The organism is Acidovorax sp. CF316 (assembly GCF_000276605.1).
GTDB lineage: Bacteria > Pseudomonadota > Gammaproteobacteria > Burkholderiales > Burkholderiaceae_C > Acidovorax.
Genome location: NZ_AKJX01000217.1, coordinates 1 through 14,764, shown reverse-complemented (window position 1 = coordinate 14,764; position 14,764 = coordinate 1). Strand labels below are relative to the sequence as shown.

Annotated in this window: 10 protein-coding genes and 1 pseudogene; 1 reads left to right on the top strand and 10 read right to left on the bottom strand. The window is 68.0% G+C overall.

Going from position 1 to position 14,764, the window contains the following annotated elements; translation table 11 throughout:
- Positions 1–331: 331 nt before the first annotated feature.
- From PMI14_RS26695 to PMI14_RS26665, 7 genes are all read right to left on the bottom strand, one after another.
- Positions 332–1,531: a ribonucleotide-diphosphate reductase subunit beta gene (locus PMI14_RS26695; RefSeq protein ID WP_007859331.1), complete on the bottom strand. Its 1,200-nt coding sequence runs from the start codon at positions 1,529–1,531 to the stop codon at positions 332–334.
- A 135-nt stretch (positions 1,532–1,666) separates the two neighbouring features.
- The gene (locus PMI14_RS26690; RefSeq protein ID WP_007859330.1) at positions 1,667–4,603 is read right to left on the bottom strand and encodes a ribonucleoside-diphosphate reductase subunit alpha; all 2,937 of its coding nucleotides are present in this window, start codon (positions 4,601–4,603) and stop codon (positions 1,667–1,669) included.
- Positions 4,604–5,000: 397 nt separating this feature from the next.
- Positions 5,001–5,624 (bottom strand): 1,6-anhydro-N-acetylmuramyl-L-alanine amidase AmpD, encoded by a 624-nt coding sequence (gene ampD / locus PMI14_RS26685; RefSeq protein WP_007859329.1) that lies wholly within the window; start codon positions 5,622–5,624, stop codon positions 5,001–5,003.
- Positions 5,608–7,173 carry a sigma-54 dependent transcriptional regulator gene (locus PMI14_RS26680; protein ID WP_007859328.1) on the bottom strand — a complete coding sequence of 522 codons (1,566 nt, stop codon included), beginning with the start codon at positions 7,171–7,173 and terminating at the stop codon, positions 5,608–5,610. The genes ampD and PMI14_RS26680 overlap by 17 nt, the downstream gene beginning before the upstream one ends.
- Before the next feature lie 24 nt (positions 7,174–7,197).
- Positions 7,198–8,904, bottom strand: coding sequence for a PAS domain-containing sensor histidine kinase (locus PMI14_RS26675; RefSeq protein WP_007859327.1), 1,707 nt, complete (start codon positions 8,902–8,904; stop codon positions 7,198–7,200).
- Between the two features lie 13 nt (positions 8,905–8,917).
- The gene (locus PMI14_RS26670; RefSeq protein ID WP_007859326.1) at positions 8,918–9,145 is read right to left on the bottom strand and encodes a PP0621 family protein; all 228 of its coding nucleotides are present in this window, start codon (positions 9,143–9,145) and stop codon (positions 8,918–8,920) included.
- Positions 9,142–9,939, bottom strand: coding sequence for an inner membrane protein YpjD (locus PMI14_RS26665; RefSeq protein ID WP_007859325.1), 798 nt, complete (start codon positions 9,937–9,939; stop codon positions 9,142–9,144). Before PMI14_RS26665 ends, PMI14_RS26670 begins: the two co-directional genes overlap by 4 nt.
- 91 nt (positions 9,940–10,030) lie before the next feature.
- Between PMI14_RS26665 and ffh the strand changes: the two genes are divergently transcribed.
- Positions 10,031–11,410 (top strand): signal recognition particle protein, encoded by a 1,380-nt coding sequence (ffh, locus tag PMI14_RS26660; RefSeq protein ID WP_007859324.1) that lies wholly within the window; start codon positions 10,031–10,033, stop codon positions 11,408–11,410.
- Between the two features lie 43 nt (positions 11,411–11,453).
- Here the strand turns inward: ffh and PMI14_RS26655 are convergent, their stop codons facing one another.
- The 3 genes and pseudogenes from PMI14_RS26655 to PMI14_RS26645 form a co-directional block, all read right to left on the bottom strand.
- Complete coding sequence (locus PMI14_RS26655) at positions 11,454–12,155, bottom strand: DUF1266 domain-containing protein (protein WP_007859323.1); 702 nt, start codon at positions 12,153–12,155, stop codon at positions 11,454–11,456.
- A complete protein-coding gene (locus PMI14_RS26650) occupies positions 12,152–13,291 on the bottom strand; it encodes a hypothetical protein (RefSeq protein ID WP_007859322.1) in 1,140 nt (379 codons plus the stop codon). The genes PMI14_RS26655 and PMI14_RS26650 overlap by 4 nt, the downstream gene beginning before the upstream one ends.
- Positions 13,291–14,764: pseudogene (locus PMI14_RS26645) on the bottom strand (tetratricopeptide repeat protein); the annotation flags it as partial. The gene PMI14_RS26650 and the pseudogene PMI14_RS26645, both read right to left, overlap by 1 nt.

Sequence of the window (14,764 nt, the reverse complement as noted above, 5' to 3'; positions counted from 1 at the left end):
GGTGCTGCTGCCTTCTTGGCGGGAGCGGCCTTCTTGGCTGGTGCTGCTGCCTTCTTGGCAGGAGCGGCCTTCTTGGCTGCTGGCTTTGCAGCTACAGCCTTCTTCGCGGGAGCTGCCTTCTTTGCAGCGGGTTTTTTCGCAGTTGCCATCATGTTCTCCTTGAGTCAATTTGCAAAGAGCACTTCGTGTCTACAGTGGACATGAAGCGATCCATGGAGATGGGGCGTACCCCATCTCCATGAACACGGGAACGCCCTGCACGGCAACGCGCTTGGGCGTTGTCCGTGCAGGGCGTGGTGTGGGGATCCATGGCGTGCGTGCACCTACGAGGCTAGTCCCAGGACAAGGCGCCACCCGACTGGTACTCGATGACGCGCGTCTCGAAGAAGTTGCGCTCCTTCTTCAGGTCGATCATCTCGCTCATCCAGGGGAATGGATTTTCTTCGTTGGGGAACAGCGTCTCCAGGCCGATCTGGGTGGCGCGGCGGTTCGCGATGTAGCGCAGGTAGCCCTTGAACATCGATGCGTTCATGCCCAGCACGCCACGTGGCATGGTGTCTTCGGCGTAGCGGTACTCGAGCTCCACGGCCTTCATGAACAAAGCCTTGATTTCGGCCTTGAACTCTGCGGTCCACAGGTGCGGGTTCTCCAGCTTGAGCTGGTTGATCAGGTCGATGCCGAAATTGCAGTGCATGGACTCGTCGCGCAGGATGTACTGGTACTGCTCGGCCGCGCCGGTCATCTTGTTCTGGCGGCCCAGCGCCAGGATCTGCGTGAAGCCCACGTAGAAGAACAGGCCTTCCATCAGGCAGGCGAAGACGATCAGCGACTTGAGCAGCGTCTGGTCGGTCTCGAAGGTGCCGGTGTGGAAGTTGGGGTCCATGATCGCCTCGATGAAGGGGATCAGGAACTGGTCCTTGTCGCGGATCGAGGGCACTTCCAGGTAGGCGTTGAAGATCTCGCCTTCATCGAGGCCCAGCGACTCCACGATGTACTGGTAGGCATGCGTGTGGATCGCTTCCTCGAAGGCCTGGCGCAGCAGGAACTGGCGGCACTCGGGCGCGGTGATGTGGCGGTAGGTGCCCAGCACGATGTTGTTGGCGGCCAGCGAGTCGGCGGTCACGAAGAAGCCGAGGTTGCGCTTGATGATGCGGCGCTCGTCATCGGTCAGGCCGTTGGGGTCCTTCCACAACGCGATGTCGCGCGTCATGTTCACTTCCTGTGGCATCCAGTGGTTGGCGCAGGTGGCGAGGTACTTTTCCCAGGCCCACTTGTACTTGAACGGCACCAGTTGGTTGACGTCGGTCTGGCCGTTGATGATGCGCTTGTCGGCAGCGTTCACGCGGCGGTGCGCGGGTGCTGCGGCAGGGGCCGCTTGCGGTGCTGCGGATGCAGTCATCGACGCATGCACTTCCTGAAGAGAGGGGGTCTGGAAAGACAAAGGCGACTGTTCCGCCGGGTGGCTTTTGTTCAGTCCACCGTCCAGTTGATTTTGCGATGAGGGCTTGACTTCTTCGTCCCAGGACAACATAGATTTTCCAGTGTTCGGATTATGAAAGCAGTGCTGCAAAAAGGAAAGCACCGCAGCGTTGTGCAGCAACGTTTTGTTGCTTCACAGCACCGAAGCGGCGTGCATGGGTCCTCATGCGCGCCGCTTCATGGGGCCTTACTGGCAGGCCTCGCAGGTTGGATCATCGATCGCGCAGAACTTGATGTCGGTGGCAGGCAGTGCCGCGGCCTGTGCGGCAGCAGCCGCTGCGGCCACTTCCATCGCGCTGGGCTTGGCAGGTGCTGCCTGTGCCGCGCCGGCATCGCTGCCCGACGACACGGAGTTGAGCTGGCGCGTGTTCACGGTGCTCATCTCCACGTGCGTGGCGCTCTGCGTGCGCAGGTAGTAGGTGGTCTTCAGGCCGCGCAGCCAGGCCAGCTTGTAGGTGTCGTCGAGCTTCTTGCCCGATGCGCCGGCCATGTAGATGTTCAGGCTCTGCGCCTGGTCGATCCACTTCTGGCGGCGCGATGCGGCTTCCACCAGCCACTGCGAGTCGACCTCGAAGGCGGTCGAGTACAGGGCCTTGATGTCCTGCGGCACGCGGTCGATGGGGTGCAGCGAACCCTTGAAGTGCTTGAGGTCCATGATCATCACGTCGTCCCACAGGCCCAGGCGCTTGAGGTCGCGCACCAGGCCGCCGTTGATCACGGTGAACTCGCCCGAGAGGTTGGACTTGACCGACAGGTTGCCGAACGAGGGCTCGATCGATGCGTCCACGCCGATGATGTTGGAGATGGTCGCGGTGGGGGCGATGGCGACGCAGTTGGAGTTGCGCATGCCGTCCTGGGCGATCTTCTTGCGCAGCGCATCCCAGTCCAGCGTGGCCGAGCGGTCCACCTCGACATAGCCGCCGCGTGCCGTGGCCAGCATGTCCAGCGTATCCAGGGGCAGGATGCCCTGGTCCCACAGCGAACCCTTGTAGCTCGTGTACTGGCCACGTTCCTTGGCCAGCTCGGTCGAGGCCCAGTAGGCGTAGTAGCAGATGGCTTCCATCGACTTGTCGGCGAACTCCACGGCCGCCTGCGAGGCGTAGGGAATGCGCAGTTCGTACAGGCTGTCCTGGAAAGCCATCAGGCCCAGGCCCACGGGGCGGTGGCGCAGGTTGGAGTCACGCGCCTTGTTGACCGCGTAGTAGTTGATGTCGATCACGTTGTCCAGCATGCGCATGGCCACGGTGATGGTCTTGCGCAGCTTGGCGTGGTCGATCTGGCCGTCCTTCAAGTGCTGCAGCAGGTTCACGGAACCCAGGTTGCAGACCGCGGTCTCGGTGTCGCTGGTGTTCAGCGTGATCTCGGTGCACAGGTTGGACGAGTGCACCACGCCGGCGTGCTGCTGGGGCGAGCGCACATTGCAGGCATCCTTGAAGGTGATCCAGGGATGGCCGGTCTCGAACAGCATGGTCAGCATCTTGCGCCACATGTCGGTGGCCTGCACCGTCTTGGAGGGCTTGATCTCGCCGCGTGCAGCCCGTGCTTCATAGGCCACGTAGGCCTTCTCGAAGGCGGTGCCGAACAGGTCGTGCAGGTCAGGGACATCGGAGGGCGAGAACAGGGTCCAGGTGCCCTTTTCCATCACGCGGCGCATGAACAGGTCGGGGATCCAGTTGGCCGTGTTCATGTCGTGCGTGCGGCGGCGGTCATCGCCGGTGTTCTTGCGCAGCTCCAGGAACTCCTCGATATCCAGGTGCCAGGTTTCCAGGTAGGTGCAGACGGCGCCCTTGCGCTTGCCGCCCTGGTTCACGGCCACGGCCGTGTCGTTGACCACCTTGAGGAAGGGCACCACGCCCTGCGATTCGCCGTTCGTGCCCTTGATGTGCGAGCCCAGGGCACGCACGCGGGTCCAGTCGTTGCCCAGGCCGCCGGCGAACTTGGACAGCAGCGCGTTCTCCTTGATGGAGTCGTAGATGCCTTCGAGGTGGTCGGGCACGGTAGTCAGGTAGCACGAGGACAGCTGCGAGCGCAGCGTGCCGCTGTTGAACAGCGTGGGCGTGCTGGACATGAAGTCGAAGCTCGAGAGGATCTCGTAGAACTCGATGGCGCGGGCTTCACGGTCGGCTTCGTTGAGCGACAGGCCCATGGCCACGCGCATGAAGAAGCACTGGGGCAGCTCGATGCGGGTCTTGCGCACGTGCAGGAAGTAGCGGTCGTACAGGGTCTGCAGGCCCAGGTAGTCGAACTGCAGGTCGCGGTCGGCATTGAGGGCGGCGCCCAGGCGGGCCAGGTCGAACGTCAGCAGGCGCGGGTCCAGCAGCTCGTTGTCCACGCCCTTCTGGATGAACTGCGGGAAGTACTCCACGTAGCTCTGGCCCATTTCGGCCTGGGTGACCTCGCGGCCCAGCACTTCGCGCACGATGGTGTGCAGCAGCAGGCGTGCGGTGGCGTAGGTGTAGTCGGGGTCCTTTTCGATCAGCGTGCGGGCTGCCAGGATGGAGGCCTTGTAGACCTCGTCCATGGGGACGCCGTCGTACAGGTTGCGCATGGTCTCGGCCACGATGGGCTGGGCCGACACGTCGGCGCCCAGGTTCACGCAGGCCGACTCGATCAGGCCCCGCAGGCGCACCAGGTCCAGCACCACGCGCTTGTCGCCATCCAGCACGTGCAGTGCCGGGGCGGGAGCGGCCTGGGCTTCCTGTTCGACATGGCGGGCACGCTCCTGGGTGCGGCTTTCGCGGTACAGCACGTAGGCGCGGGCCACTTCGTGGTGGCCACCGCGCATCAGCACCAGCTCCACCTGGTCCTGCACGTCTTCAATATGGAAGGTGCCGCCGCCAGGACGCGAGCGCGCCAGGGCGCGGGCGACGTTCTGGGTCAGCGTGTCCACCACTTCGCGCACGCTGGCCGACGCGGCACCCTGGGTGCCGTGCACTGCCAGAAACGCCTTCATCATCGCCACGGCAATCTTCTGCGGCTCGAACGGGACCACGGCGCCATTGCGGCGGATGATCTGGTAGTGGGCGAACGTGGGGTTCGCGCCCTCCGCTGCAGAAGCCGCCTCGGGTGCATCCGTGGATGCGGGGCGGGTGGTGGACGAAGGCGTGTTCAAAGCAGCTTGCATGGATGTCCTCTTTTTGGGTGCTGTCTGGGATGTGCGGGCGGCTTTCGGTGCCGCCGGGGAGAGAAGCGATGCGCCAGCTTCTCGTCTGGCGCACACTATATATGGTGTGTCTGTCGCGTTCAATACGCTACCTGTAGTGTACCGCCGCTGGCGACCCCAAATACCGAAACAGCATGTGTCACCAGGGATAAAGCGCCTGCACGGACCTGCTGCGAACCCGCCATGCACGCGATGGATGCCTGAAAAAACCGTGCAACCGCGCGCCATGCGGCGGGGTTTTGCGCGGCAGGCCGCGTGCGCACTGGCGCTGTGGATTTGTGCATTCGCACAAAAAAATATTTGCGGGTGTGGCGTCCCGGCACCGCCCTTGCGGGGGCAAGGCGCCATGCCCGGCGGATCAATCGCCGATGGCGCTCGCCGGCCGGGTTTCGGGAGGAAAGCGCTCCGCTGGCCAGGCCAGGGACTGCTGCACGGCGGCCCAGTCGAAACCCGCGCCGGGATCGTGCTTGCGCCCGGGGGCAATGTGCTCGTGGCCGGCCAGGTGGGCGATCGGATAGCGCAGCGCGATGTCGCGGCACAGCCAGGCCAGGGTGGCGTACTGGGCGGCCTCGAAGCGCTCGCCCTCAAGGCCTTCGAGCTCGATGCCGATGGAATCGTCGTTGCATTGCGCGCGGCCGCGGTAGGCCGAGGGCCCGGCATGCCAGGCGCGCTGGTCGCAGTCCACGAACTGCCAGAGCACCCCGGTGCGCTCGATGAAGAAGTGCGCGGACACCGTGAGGCCGCGGATGCCCTGGTAATAGGCGTGCGCATCCCAGTCGAGCGTGTTGGTGAACAGCTGGCGCACGGCCGGGCCCCCGTACTCGCCCGGAGGCAGGCTGATGGAGTGCACCACGATCAGGTCGATCTGTGCCGCTGGCGGGCGCGGGCCGTAGTTGGGCGAGGGGTGGCGCACGGCCGACCGGTGCCAGCCCTGCTCCCAGGCGGAGCCGCCGGCACCGGCTGCGTCAGCCAGCGTCGTCATGGGCGTCCTGGTCATTGGGTACGGCGATGTTCAGGCGCGCGATGCGGTAGCGGATCTGGCGCAGGCTGATGCCCAGGCGCGCCGCCGTGGCCGTGCGGTTGAACCCCGCCTCGCGCAGTGCGCGCACCAGGATGTCGCGCTCCTGCTGGTCCAGCCAGGCCTGCAGGTCGCTGGGCAGGGGCGTGCTGGCGCCCGGCATCGCCGGGCTGGCGGCCAAGCCGGCGGTGGGGAGGGCCGGGGCACCGTCGGCAGCCCGCGTGTCCGGCGCGGCCAGGGGTGCGAAGGTCGTGGTATCCGGCGGCAGCATGTGCTCAGCGCGGTCGGGGGCTGCGCTGCCCGCCGGGGGGGCCACGCCGTCCACGTGCAGCTCGTCCCCTTCGCTCAGCGCCACGGCGCGGTGCAGCAGGTTCTCAAGCTCGCGCACGTTGCCGGTCAGCGGGTGGGCGGCAATGGCCTGGATCGCGTGCTCGGTGAGGGCCGGCACGGGCATGCCCGAGTCCTGCGCGATGCGCGCGAGCAGGGCCCGGCACAGGGCCGGCAGGTCCTCACGCCGCTCGCGCAGCGGCGGGATCACGACCTCGATCACATTCAGGCGGTAGTACAGGTCCTGGCGGAAGCGGCCGCTCTGCACGTCGGCCGCCAGGTCGCGGTGCGTGGCGCTCACGATGCGCACGTCCACCGTCTCCTCCTGCGTGGAGCCCAGGGCACGCACGCTGCGCTCCTGGATGGCGCGCAGCAGCTTCGATTGCATGGCCAGCGGCAGGTCGCCGATCTCGTCGAGGAACAAGGTGCCCCCGCGCGCAGCCTGGAAGTAGCCGTCCCGGTCCTGGCTGGCGCCGGTGTAGGAGCCCTTGCGCGCGCCGAAGAACTCGGCCTCGAGCAGGTTCTCGGGAATGGCGCCGCAGTTCACGGCCACCCAGGGGCCATCGGCGCGCTGGCTGCTGGCGTGCAGTGCCTGGGCGACGAGCTCCTTGCCGGTGCCCGACTCGCCGTGGATCAGCACCGGCGCCATGCCGCGTGCGACCTTGGCCACGCGCTGCTTGACATTGCGCATGGCGGCCGACTCGCCGACCAGCCGGTCCAGCGCCGAGGACGAGGCCTGGGCATCGACCGTACCGCTACCGCCACCTGCGCGCCCGCCCGGGGTGCGCGAGGCGCGCGGCGCGGGCACGCCCCCCGTGCCCTGGATGGCCGAGGCCACGACCGAGCGGAACTGCTTCAAGTCCACTGGCTTGGTCAGGTAGTCGAAGGCGCCCGAGCGCAGGGCTTCCACGGCGTTCTCGGCCGAGCCATAGGCCGTCATGACCACGCAGCGCTCCTTGCGCTGCTGGTCGCGCAGGTCCTGCAGCAGCTCCATGCCGAAGCCGTCGGGCAGGCGCATGTCGGTGATCACGGCGTCGAAGCGGTGGGCCTTGAGCTGCTCGCGCGCCTCCTGCACGCTGGCGGCCGTTTCCACGCGGTAGCCTTCGCGCAGCAGCGTGAGTTCGTAGAGCGTGCGCAGATCGGGCTCGTCGTCCACGACAAGGATGGAAGCAGCAGGGGCGTTCATGGGGGGGGCAGAAGAAAAAGGCTTTCAGACCACGATGGTGTCGAACAGGGAGGCCGGCTCGGAAGGGCGGGTGGTGCGCCGAAAGCCTACCGTAAATGCATTGCCGCCGGTTTCGCCACGCTGGGTCAGGCGCACGACCCGCTGGTAGCCGATCGAGGCGCCATGGCGCTGGCACAGCTCGCGGCAGATGTACAGGCCCAGGCCGCTGGAGCGGCTTTCGGACGAGAAGAAGGGCTCGAACAGGTGGCGTTCCACGGACTTGTCCATGGGCGCCCCATCGCTCCAGACCTGCAGGCTGATCTGGCCGGTGATGCTGGTGCGCGTGGTGATGCACAGCGAGTCCAGTTCGGGGCCCCGGTAGCGCAGGGCATTGTCAAGCAGGTTCACCAGCACGCGGCGCAGGTGCTCGGGGTCGAACTCCACATGCGCATCGCCCGCACCCAGGGCCACCAGCCCGCGGCGCTGTGCCGGGTCCTGGCCTTGCCAGTCGTTCCAGACCTGGGACACGGCTGCGTCCAGTTGCAGGGTGGAGGCGGGCGAATGGCTGATCTGGTGCTGCACGCGGGCGATGTCCAGCACCTCCTCGGCAATGCGTGCCAGGCGTTCCGCGTTCTGCTGCACCATGTGCGCCAGGCGCTTCTGGCCGGGGTCCGTGAGGTCCTCCTCCAGCAGCGCATTGGCCTGGACGATGGCCGCCAGGGGGTTCCTGATCTCGTGCGCCACGGCGGCCGACATGCGGCCCATCGCGGCCAGCTTCTCGGTGCGCAGACGCGCCTGCATCTCGCGCAGGTCGTGCAGGAACATCACGCACAACCGCTCGCTGCCGGCCTCGCGCGCCAGGGTGCGCGAGGAGGTCAGCCAGGTGCGCACATGCAGCCCGGTGGGGCTTTCGCCGGGGTGCAGCAGGTCCGCATCGGCGGTCTGGGGCATCTCCTGGCGGAAGGTGCGGCGCGCCAGCTTCACCAGGGGATCCCAGGCGGCGGCATGCGTTAGCGAAAAGGGCAGCGGCGGCAGCGGCGGCTGGCCAAGCAATTGCAGGGCCGCGGGGTTGGCCGTGCGCACGGTGTCGTTTTCGTCCACCACGAGCACGCCGTCCGTGAGGTTCTGGATCACCAGGGCACTCACCTGCGTCTGCACACGCGCCGTCATCTGGCTTTGCAGGGCCACTTCCTGCTCGCGCGCCAGGCGCGTGGCGAGCTGGTGCACCAGGTAGGAGACGATGAAGTAGCCCGTGCCCGTGAGGGCGCTTTGCAGGTAGCGCTGGGGGTCGTCGACCCCGGCGCGCGAGCCCAGCCAGGCCAGGCCCAGCAGCAGCAGGGTCACGCCCGCCGTGGTGCCCAGCGCCAGCGTCAGGGTGCCCAGCACGGCCGCCATGAGGATCGGCAGGCCAAACAGCGGGGTGTAGTTCAGGGCGCCCGAGTGCAGCAGCTGCAGGGCGCAGACCACGGCCAGGTCGACGCCGATGGACGGCAGCCAGTGCATGCCCGTGCCCGGTGGCGGCGGCCGGTGGCGTGCCAGGATGCGCATCAGGATGGTGGCGACCAGGTAGGCCACGGTGACCGCCAGCGTGGCCGGGTCCAGCGTCTGGTTGACCGCCTGGCCCAGGGTCTGCAGCAGGACCAGGGCGATGGCGACCATCACCCGGGCGGTCAGGAAGCCCTTCCACAGGCGCAGGAAAGGCGCGTCCACCGTCACCAGCAGGTTGCTGGCCGGCGGCGGGCTATCGGCCATGGGCGCCGTCGGTTCAGGGCTTGCCAAGGCGCAGGTGCTCCAGGCTGCAGTAGGTGCTCTCCCCCTGGATCTGGGCCTCGGCACGCGGCACGTGCACGCCGCAGTGCGCGCAGACCACCATGTCCTGGGGCAGCGCCGGGGGGCGGGCCTTGCCGGGCTGGGCTTCCTTGGGCGCGGCGCGGTTGCTGCGCCAGATGCCGATGGCCACCACCAGCACCACCAGCAGAACGAGGTACTTCATGCGCTGCGGCCCAGGATGACTTCGAGCACGAAGCGCGAGCCTACATAGGCCAGCAGCAGCAGGCCCGCGCCCGCATAGAGCACGCCCACCGCGGTGCGGCCGCGCCAGCCGAAGCGCGCGCGGCCCAGCAGCAGCGTGGCAAACGTGATCCAGGCCATCAGCGAGAAGATCGCCTTGTGGTCCCAGCGCCAGGCACGGCCATAGAGGGCGTCGCCGAACAGCCAGCCGGCCAGCAGCGTGGCGGTGAGCAGCACGAAGCCGGCGGTCACGAAGCGGAAGGTCAGGCGCTCCAGCGTGAGCAGCGGGATGCCGCTGTGCGGATCCTCCGCCTGGCGGATGTGGCGCTCGGCGCGTGTCATCAGCCAGGCATGCACCACGGCGGCGCCGAACAATCCATAGCAGGCAATGCCCAGCGCCAGGTGCAGCGGCAGCCAGGCCGAGGCCGACACATGCAGCGGCTGGCCCGGAAACACCATCGCCAGCACGATGGCCAGGGCACCCAGCACCGCCAGGACCCAGCGCGCCTGCATCTGCGGAAACAGCTGCTTTTCCACCGCGTACACCGTGAGCACCAGCCAGGCCGTCATCGACAGCGCCGGCGCAAAGCCGAAGCGTGGCGCCTCGTTCCACAGCCCCAGCACCAGCGTGGCGCCATGCAGCAACCATGCCAGCAGCAGGGCGTTGCGCATGCCGGCCGCCCCCAGGCGCGACGCCGCGGCAGCGGGCATGGCATAGGCCGCCGCTGCGGCAAGCGCGAGCAGCCAGCCCAGGGGAGAAGCACTGGGTAAAATCATGGGCACAGTTTAGTTGCCTTTCGCTTCACCGCCAGCGCCCTGGCGGGCCCACCCGTGCCAATCGCCCGTGGGCAACACCGGAACAATCCCTATGGCCTCCGCCCTTACCGACAAACTCACGCGCCTCGTCAAGGAGATGCGTGGCCAGGCCCGCATCACCGAATCCAACGTGCAGGACATGCTGCGCGAGGTGCGCATGGCCCTGCTCGAAGCCGACGTGGCCCTGCCCGTCGTGCGGGATTTCATTGCCCGCGTCAAGGAAAAGGCCCTGGGCCAGGAAGTGCTGGGCTCACTCAAGCCGGGCCAGACCCTGGTCTCCATCGTCAACCGCGAACTCGCCGCCACCATGGGCGAGGGCATCTCCGACATCAACCTGGCGGCCCAGCCACCGGCGGTGATCCTGATGGCCGGCCTGCAGGGCGCCGGCAAGACCACGACCACGGCCAAGCTGGCCAAGCACCTGATCGAAAAGCGCAAGAAGAAGGTGCTCACCGTCTCGGGCGACGTGTACCGCCCCGCCGCCATCGAGCAACTCAAGACCGTGACGAAGCAGGCCGGTGCCGAGTGGTTCCCGAGCACGCCCGAGCAGAAGCCGCTCGATATCGGCCTGGCCGCGCTCGACTACGCCAAGAAACACTACTTCGACGTGCTGCTGGTCGACACGGCCGGCCGCCTGGCCATCGACGAAGTGCTGATGAAGGAAATCAAGGACCTGCACGCCGCGCTGAACCCGGTCGAGACCCTGTTCGTGGTCGATGCCATGCAGGGCCAGGACGCGATCAACACGGCCAAGGCCTTCAAGGAAGCCCTGCCGCTCACCGGCATCGTGCTGACCAAGCTCGACGGCGACTCGCGTGGCGGTGCCGCGCTGTCGGTGCGCCAGATCACGGGCGCGCCGATCAAGTTCGCCGGCGTCTCCGAAAAGCTTGACGGCCTGGAGGTCTTCGACGCCGAGCGGCATGCGGGCCGCATCCTGGGCATGGGCGACATCGTGGCCCTGGTGGAGCAGGTCACGGCCGGTGTGGACATCGAGGCCGCGCAGAAGCTGGCCGCCAAGGTCAAGAGCGGTGACGGCTTCGACCTCAACGACTTTTTGTCGCAGCTGCAGCAGATGAAGCAGATGGGCGGCCTGTCGAGCCTCATGGACAAGCTGCCGGCCCAGTTCACCGCCAAGGCCGGCGCCGTGGACATGGACAAGGCCGAGAAGGACATCAAGCGCAAGGAAGGCATCATCCAGAGCATGACGCCGCTGGAGCGCCGCAAGCCCGAGCTGATCAAGGCCACGCGCAAGAAGCGCATCGCGGGTGGTGCCGGCGTGCATGTCCAGGAGGTCAACCGCCTGCTCAAGGAGTTCGAGCAGATGCAGGACATGATGAAGAAGATGAAGGGCGGCGGCCTGATGAAGATGATGAAGAAGATGGGCGGGATGAAGGGCCTGGGCGGCGGCGGCATGCCCAAGATGCCGTTCTGACCCCGGTCTCCGGTCATCCACAGCCCTGATGAGCGCCGGCTCCTCAGGGCTTTTTCATGGGCGGTGGCGGCAGCGGCCAGGGCAGCCAGTGCCAGGGATGGTCGCGGTTGGCCACCCATTGCGCCACCTCTTCCTCGGTGAAGGCCACCCCCAGGCTGTCGGCGCGCGAATGGGCCACCCATTGATGGCGGCCGCGTGCGCAGGCGCTGCCGAAATCCTGCCAGCTGTGGAAGCAGTCGGCCGCGCGCTGCGCGTTGTGGTGCAGGATCTGCCACTGCGTGGCCTCGTCCAGCCAGCCCAGCAGGGCGGCGGTGCGCGTCGCGAAGGCCACGCGCGCGCAGGCCAGGGCCATCGCGTCGCGCGGGGCATCGTCGGGGCGCAGGGCGTCCAGGCCCATGCGGAACCAGCGCTCGCGCAGCTGCGCTGGCAGGGCGGCGCGGACCTGGTCATCGGCCATGTCGCTGCGCAGGCCCAGCAGGTGCAGCAGGGCCGGGCGCAGGGACTGCTGCAGCGAATCGGCCAGGCGCGGCATGCGCGCATCGGCGAAGCCGCCCTGGATGCGCGCGAAGGCCATGGGATCGGCCAGGGCCAGGGTCCAGCTCCAGTGCGCGTCCAGCACATACTGGCGGCGCAGGCGCGGCCGCCCGTACCAGCGCAGGAAGGGCCCCAGCACCCACAGCAGCAGCCGCCAGGCCAGCCAGCCCACGAGGCAGAACCCCAGCGCGATGAGCAACCAGGCGATCATGGCGGGAGCTCCGTGGCCTGCGTGCCGCCGGCATCCAGTGCCGCCGCCACCGAGGCCGCCAGCGGCAGGCCCTGCAGCAGCGCGGGGTCGCGCGCCGCCACCAGCCACTGCACCAGCGGCGAGGGGGCGGGCAGCTCGCGCACCAGTGCGGGCCGGGCCTGCACCAGGCGCAGCTGGTCCTGCTCGTGCACCACGTCGCGCACCGCGCACCAGCCCTGGGCCGTGCGCACGATGCCCATCTGCAGCGCGTCGGGGGGCGCGTCCTCGCAGGTGGTCAACTGGTTGAGCAGGGCCAGCACCTCGCCCTGGTAGCGCTCGATGGGCGGGCGGTTCTGCTTGCCCTTGATCTGGTCGATGGCCAGGCGGCCATCCTCGCGCACGTGGGCGCTGATCGTGATGTGTGGCACGTGGCTGGCCGTGCGGTAGGAAAACAGGCGCATGCGCCCCTCCTCGCAGGCCTTGGCGTAGTGCTCGCCGTAGCCGCCGGCCAGGCTGCGCCGGCTCGCGAACTGGCCCAGGCAGTGGCGCATCATCTGGCTCTCGTAGGCCATCTCCGCGCGCAGGTGTTCGCTGTCCGGCCGGAACTCGATGAAATGGCCCTGCTCACCCTGCCAGGCCAGCACCACGGCCTCGCTCTGGTGTTCGCGCCAGCCGGCAGCTGCCTTGGCTTCGTAGGCCGCATGTTCCTCTGCCCACAGGGCCAGCGCCTGCGGGGCCGTCACGCGCTGCAGCTTGCCCTGCAGCCCCGTGCCTTCGCGCGACAGCAGGAACTCCACGAGCCGGGCCTCGAGCGCCAGCACGGCGTCGGCCTCGGGGTCGATCCACCACAGAGGAATGTCCGGCAGTTGTGCATGGCGCGCAGAGGCGTCGCCCAGCCGGGCCAGCGCCCAGGGCGGCACGGGCGCCGGCCTGAGCAGCGCCTGTGCCTGCTCGCGCTGCGTGACGGCCTGCAGCACCGGCGCCGGGGCCTGCAGGTTGCCCACCAGGTGCCGGTAGAAGTGGTTCGCCAGCCAGGCGCGTACCTCCTCGGGATCGCCGCGCTCCTGGCTGCGGCGCCCGATGGCGCTCTGGATGGCCGGCGCGTTGACCACGTCGCGCGCGCCATAGGTGCCGCGCGTGGCGGCGCCAGGCGCCATTACCAGAGTTTCCACCAGGGCTTGCCGGCGCCCATGGCCTTCTTGCAGCTGGTGATGTCGTCGCGCGCGTAGCCGGCCTGCTCGGCGTCGCTCTCGTTGTTCGGGCGCACCATCCTGAGCGACTCCTGGTAGAGCGCCATGGCCCGCTCGAAGTGCTTGGTGTTCTCGTACACGTTGCCGGCCACGCGCCGCACGCCGGGCAGCGCATTGGCCTGCACGCGCGGCATCACGCGTTCCAGCCGCGCCAGCGCGTCGGCCGGCTGCGACCACGCCAGGTTGCGCAGCATGACCAGCAGGGCGCCGAGGTAGTCGTCCTCGTTCGCGGCCTGGTCGTCACCGTCCAGGCCGTTCCACCATTCGTCCAGGCGCTGCAGCCAGATGTCGATCTCGTTGTCGCGGTCCAGTTCGTAGAGCGCGCGGCACACGCGCTTGAAGTAGTCCGTGGGATCGTGGCGCCCGTAGCCAAAGTCCAGCGAGTAGTGCCACAGCGTGTCGGCCGCCGCGATGAGCTCGGCCTTGCGCTCCGATGCCGAGTAGCAGGACACCAGGCCGTTGTGGTGCTCTGCAAAGGGGCTGGTGGCCAGGCCCTTGTGGTGCAGTTCGATGGCCTTGTCGTACTCCTTGAGGTTCCAGCGGTAGTAGATGGCCAGGTTGTTGCACAGCATGGAGTAGACATGCACGTCGCCATCGCGGAACCAGCCTTCGCCCGTGGCGAAGAAGGCCTCGAAATGCACCACGGCCGCCTCGTAGTAGCGCGCCTTGAGGGTGTCGATGTCCTGCTCGGGCCAGTCCTCGTCGCCGCTGGCGCCGCAGGCCTGCTGCAGGTTGAAGTCCAGCCACACGCCGATGTTGTAGCACCAGCCTGCGGCGGGCGAGGCCGCAAACGGCTGTTGCAGCGCCTTGGTGACGCCATGCACCTTGATCCGGCTGACCCACAGCGCCTGCAGCAGGTCGGGCGCGGCCATGGCGGGCTCGCGCACCGCCGTCTCCAGCAGCGGCAGGGCGCGCGCATGCTCACCGGCGGCGAACAGGCGCAGCCCGTCCAGGCACGCCAGCGCCGGGTGCTGGGGCACGGCGCTGCGCACCTGCGCGAGGTGGTGCCCGATGAAGGCCTCCGGGTCCTCGGGGTCTTCCACCCACCCGGCGTCGTCCATGGCGGCGCTGGCCAGCGCCAGGTGCCAGCCGGGGTGGGGCGTGGCGCCCCGGGCCAGGTGCGCCTTCATCTGCGCAAGGGCCACCGTGCAGGCATGCCGCATTGAACCCGGGCGCTTGCTGCTGGCGCTCTCGAAGGCCAGCTCTGCCGCGTCGTCCAGCCGGCCGGCTTCGATCAGCAGGTCGAGCACGAAGATGCTGAAATCGTCCTGCTGGTCATTGGTCAGGCCGAAGCGGCCCTGCTTGGCCTTGACCAGGGCTTCGTCGAATCGGCCCTGGCGCTGCAGGGCCCGAGCCTGCAGGCGGGGGCGGCGCACCGAG

What these genes read in the sequence shown, in the direction of transcription:
- PMI14_RS26670 (WP_007859326.1), bottom strand. Translation starts at nt 9,145, where the DNA reads ATGAAGTACCTCGTTCTGCTGGTGGTGCTGGTGGTGGCCATCGGCATC.
- PMI14_RS26695 (WP_007859331.1), bottom strand. Translation starts at nt 1,531, where the DNA reads ATGTTGTCCTGGGACGAAGAAGTCAAGCCCTCATCGCAAAATCAACTG.
- PMI14_RS26690 (WP_007859330.1), bottom strand. Translation starts at nt 4,603, where the DNA reads ATGCAAGCTGCTTTGAACACGCCTTCGTCCACCACCCGCCCCGCATCC.
- PMI14_RS26655 (WP_007859323.1), bottom strand. Translation starts at nt 12,155, where the DNA reads ATGATCGCCTGGTTGCTCATCGCGCTGGGGTTCTGCCTCGTGGGCTGG.
- PMI14_RS26665 (WP_007859325.1), bottom strand. Translation starts at nt 9,939, where the DNA reads ATGATTTTACCCAGTGCTTCTCCCCTGGGCTGGCTGCTCGCGCTTGCC.
- PMI14_RS26650 (WP_007859322.1), bottom strand. Translation starts at nt 13,291, where the DNA reads ATGGCGCCTGGCGCCGCCACGCGCGGCACCTATGGCGCGCGCGACGTG.
- PMI14_RS26675 (WP_007859327.1), bottom strand. Translation starts at nt 8,904, where the DNA reads ATGGCCGATAGCCCGCCGCCGGCCAGCAACCTGCTGGTGACGGTGGAC.
- ampD (WP_007859329.1), bottom strand. Translation starts at nt 5,624, where the DNA reads ATGACGACGCTGGCTGACGCAGCCGGTGCCGGCGGCTCCGCCTGGGAG.
- PMI14_RS26680 (WP_007859328.1), bottom strand. Translation starts at nt 7,173, where the DNA reads ATGAACGCCCCTGCTGCTTCCATCCTTGTCGTGGACGACGAGCCCGAT.
- ffh (WP_007859324.1), top strand. Translation starts at nt 10,031, where the DNA reads ATGGCCTCCGCCCTTACCGACAAACTCACGCGCCTCGTCAAGGAGATG.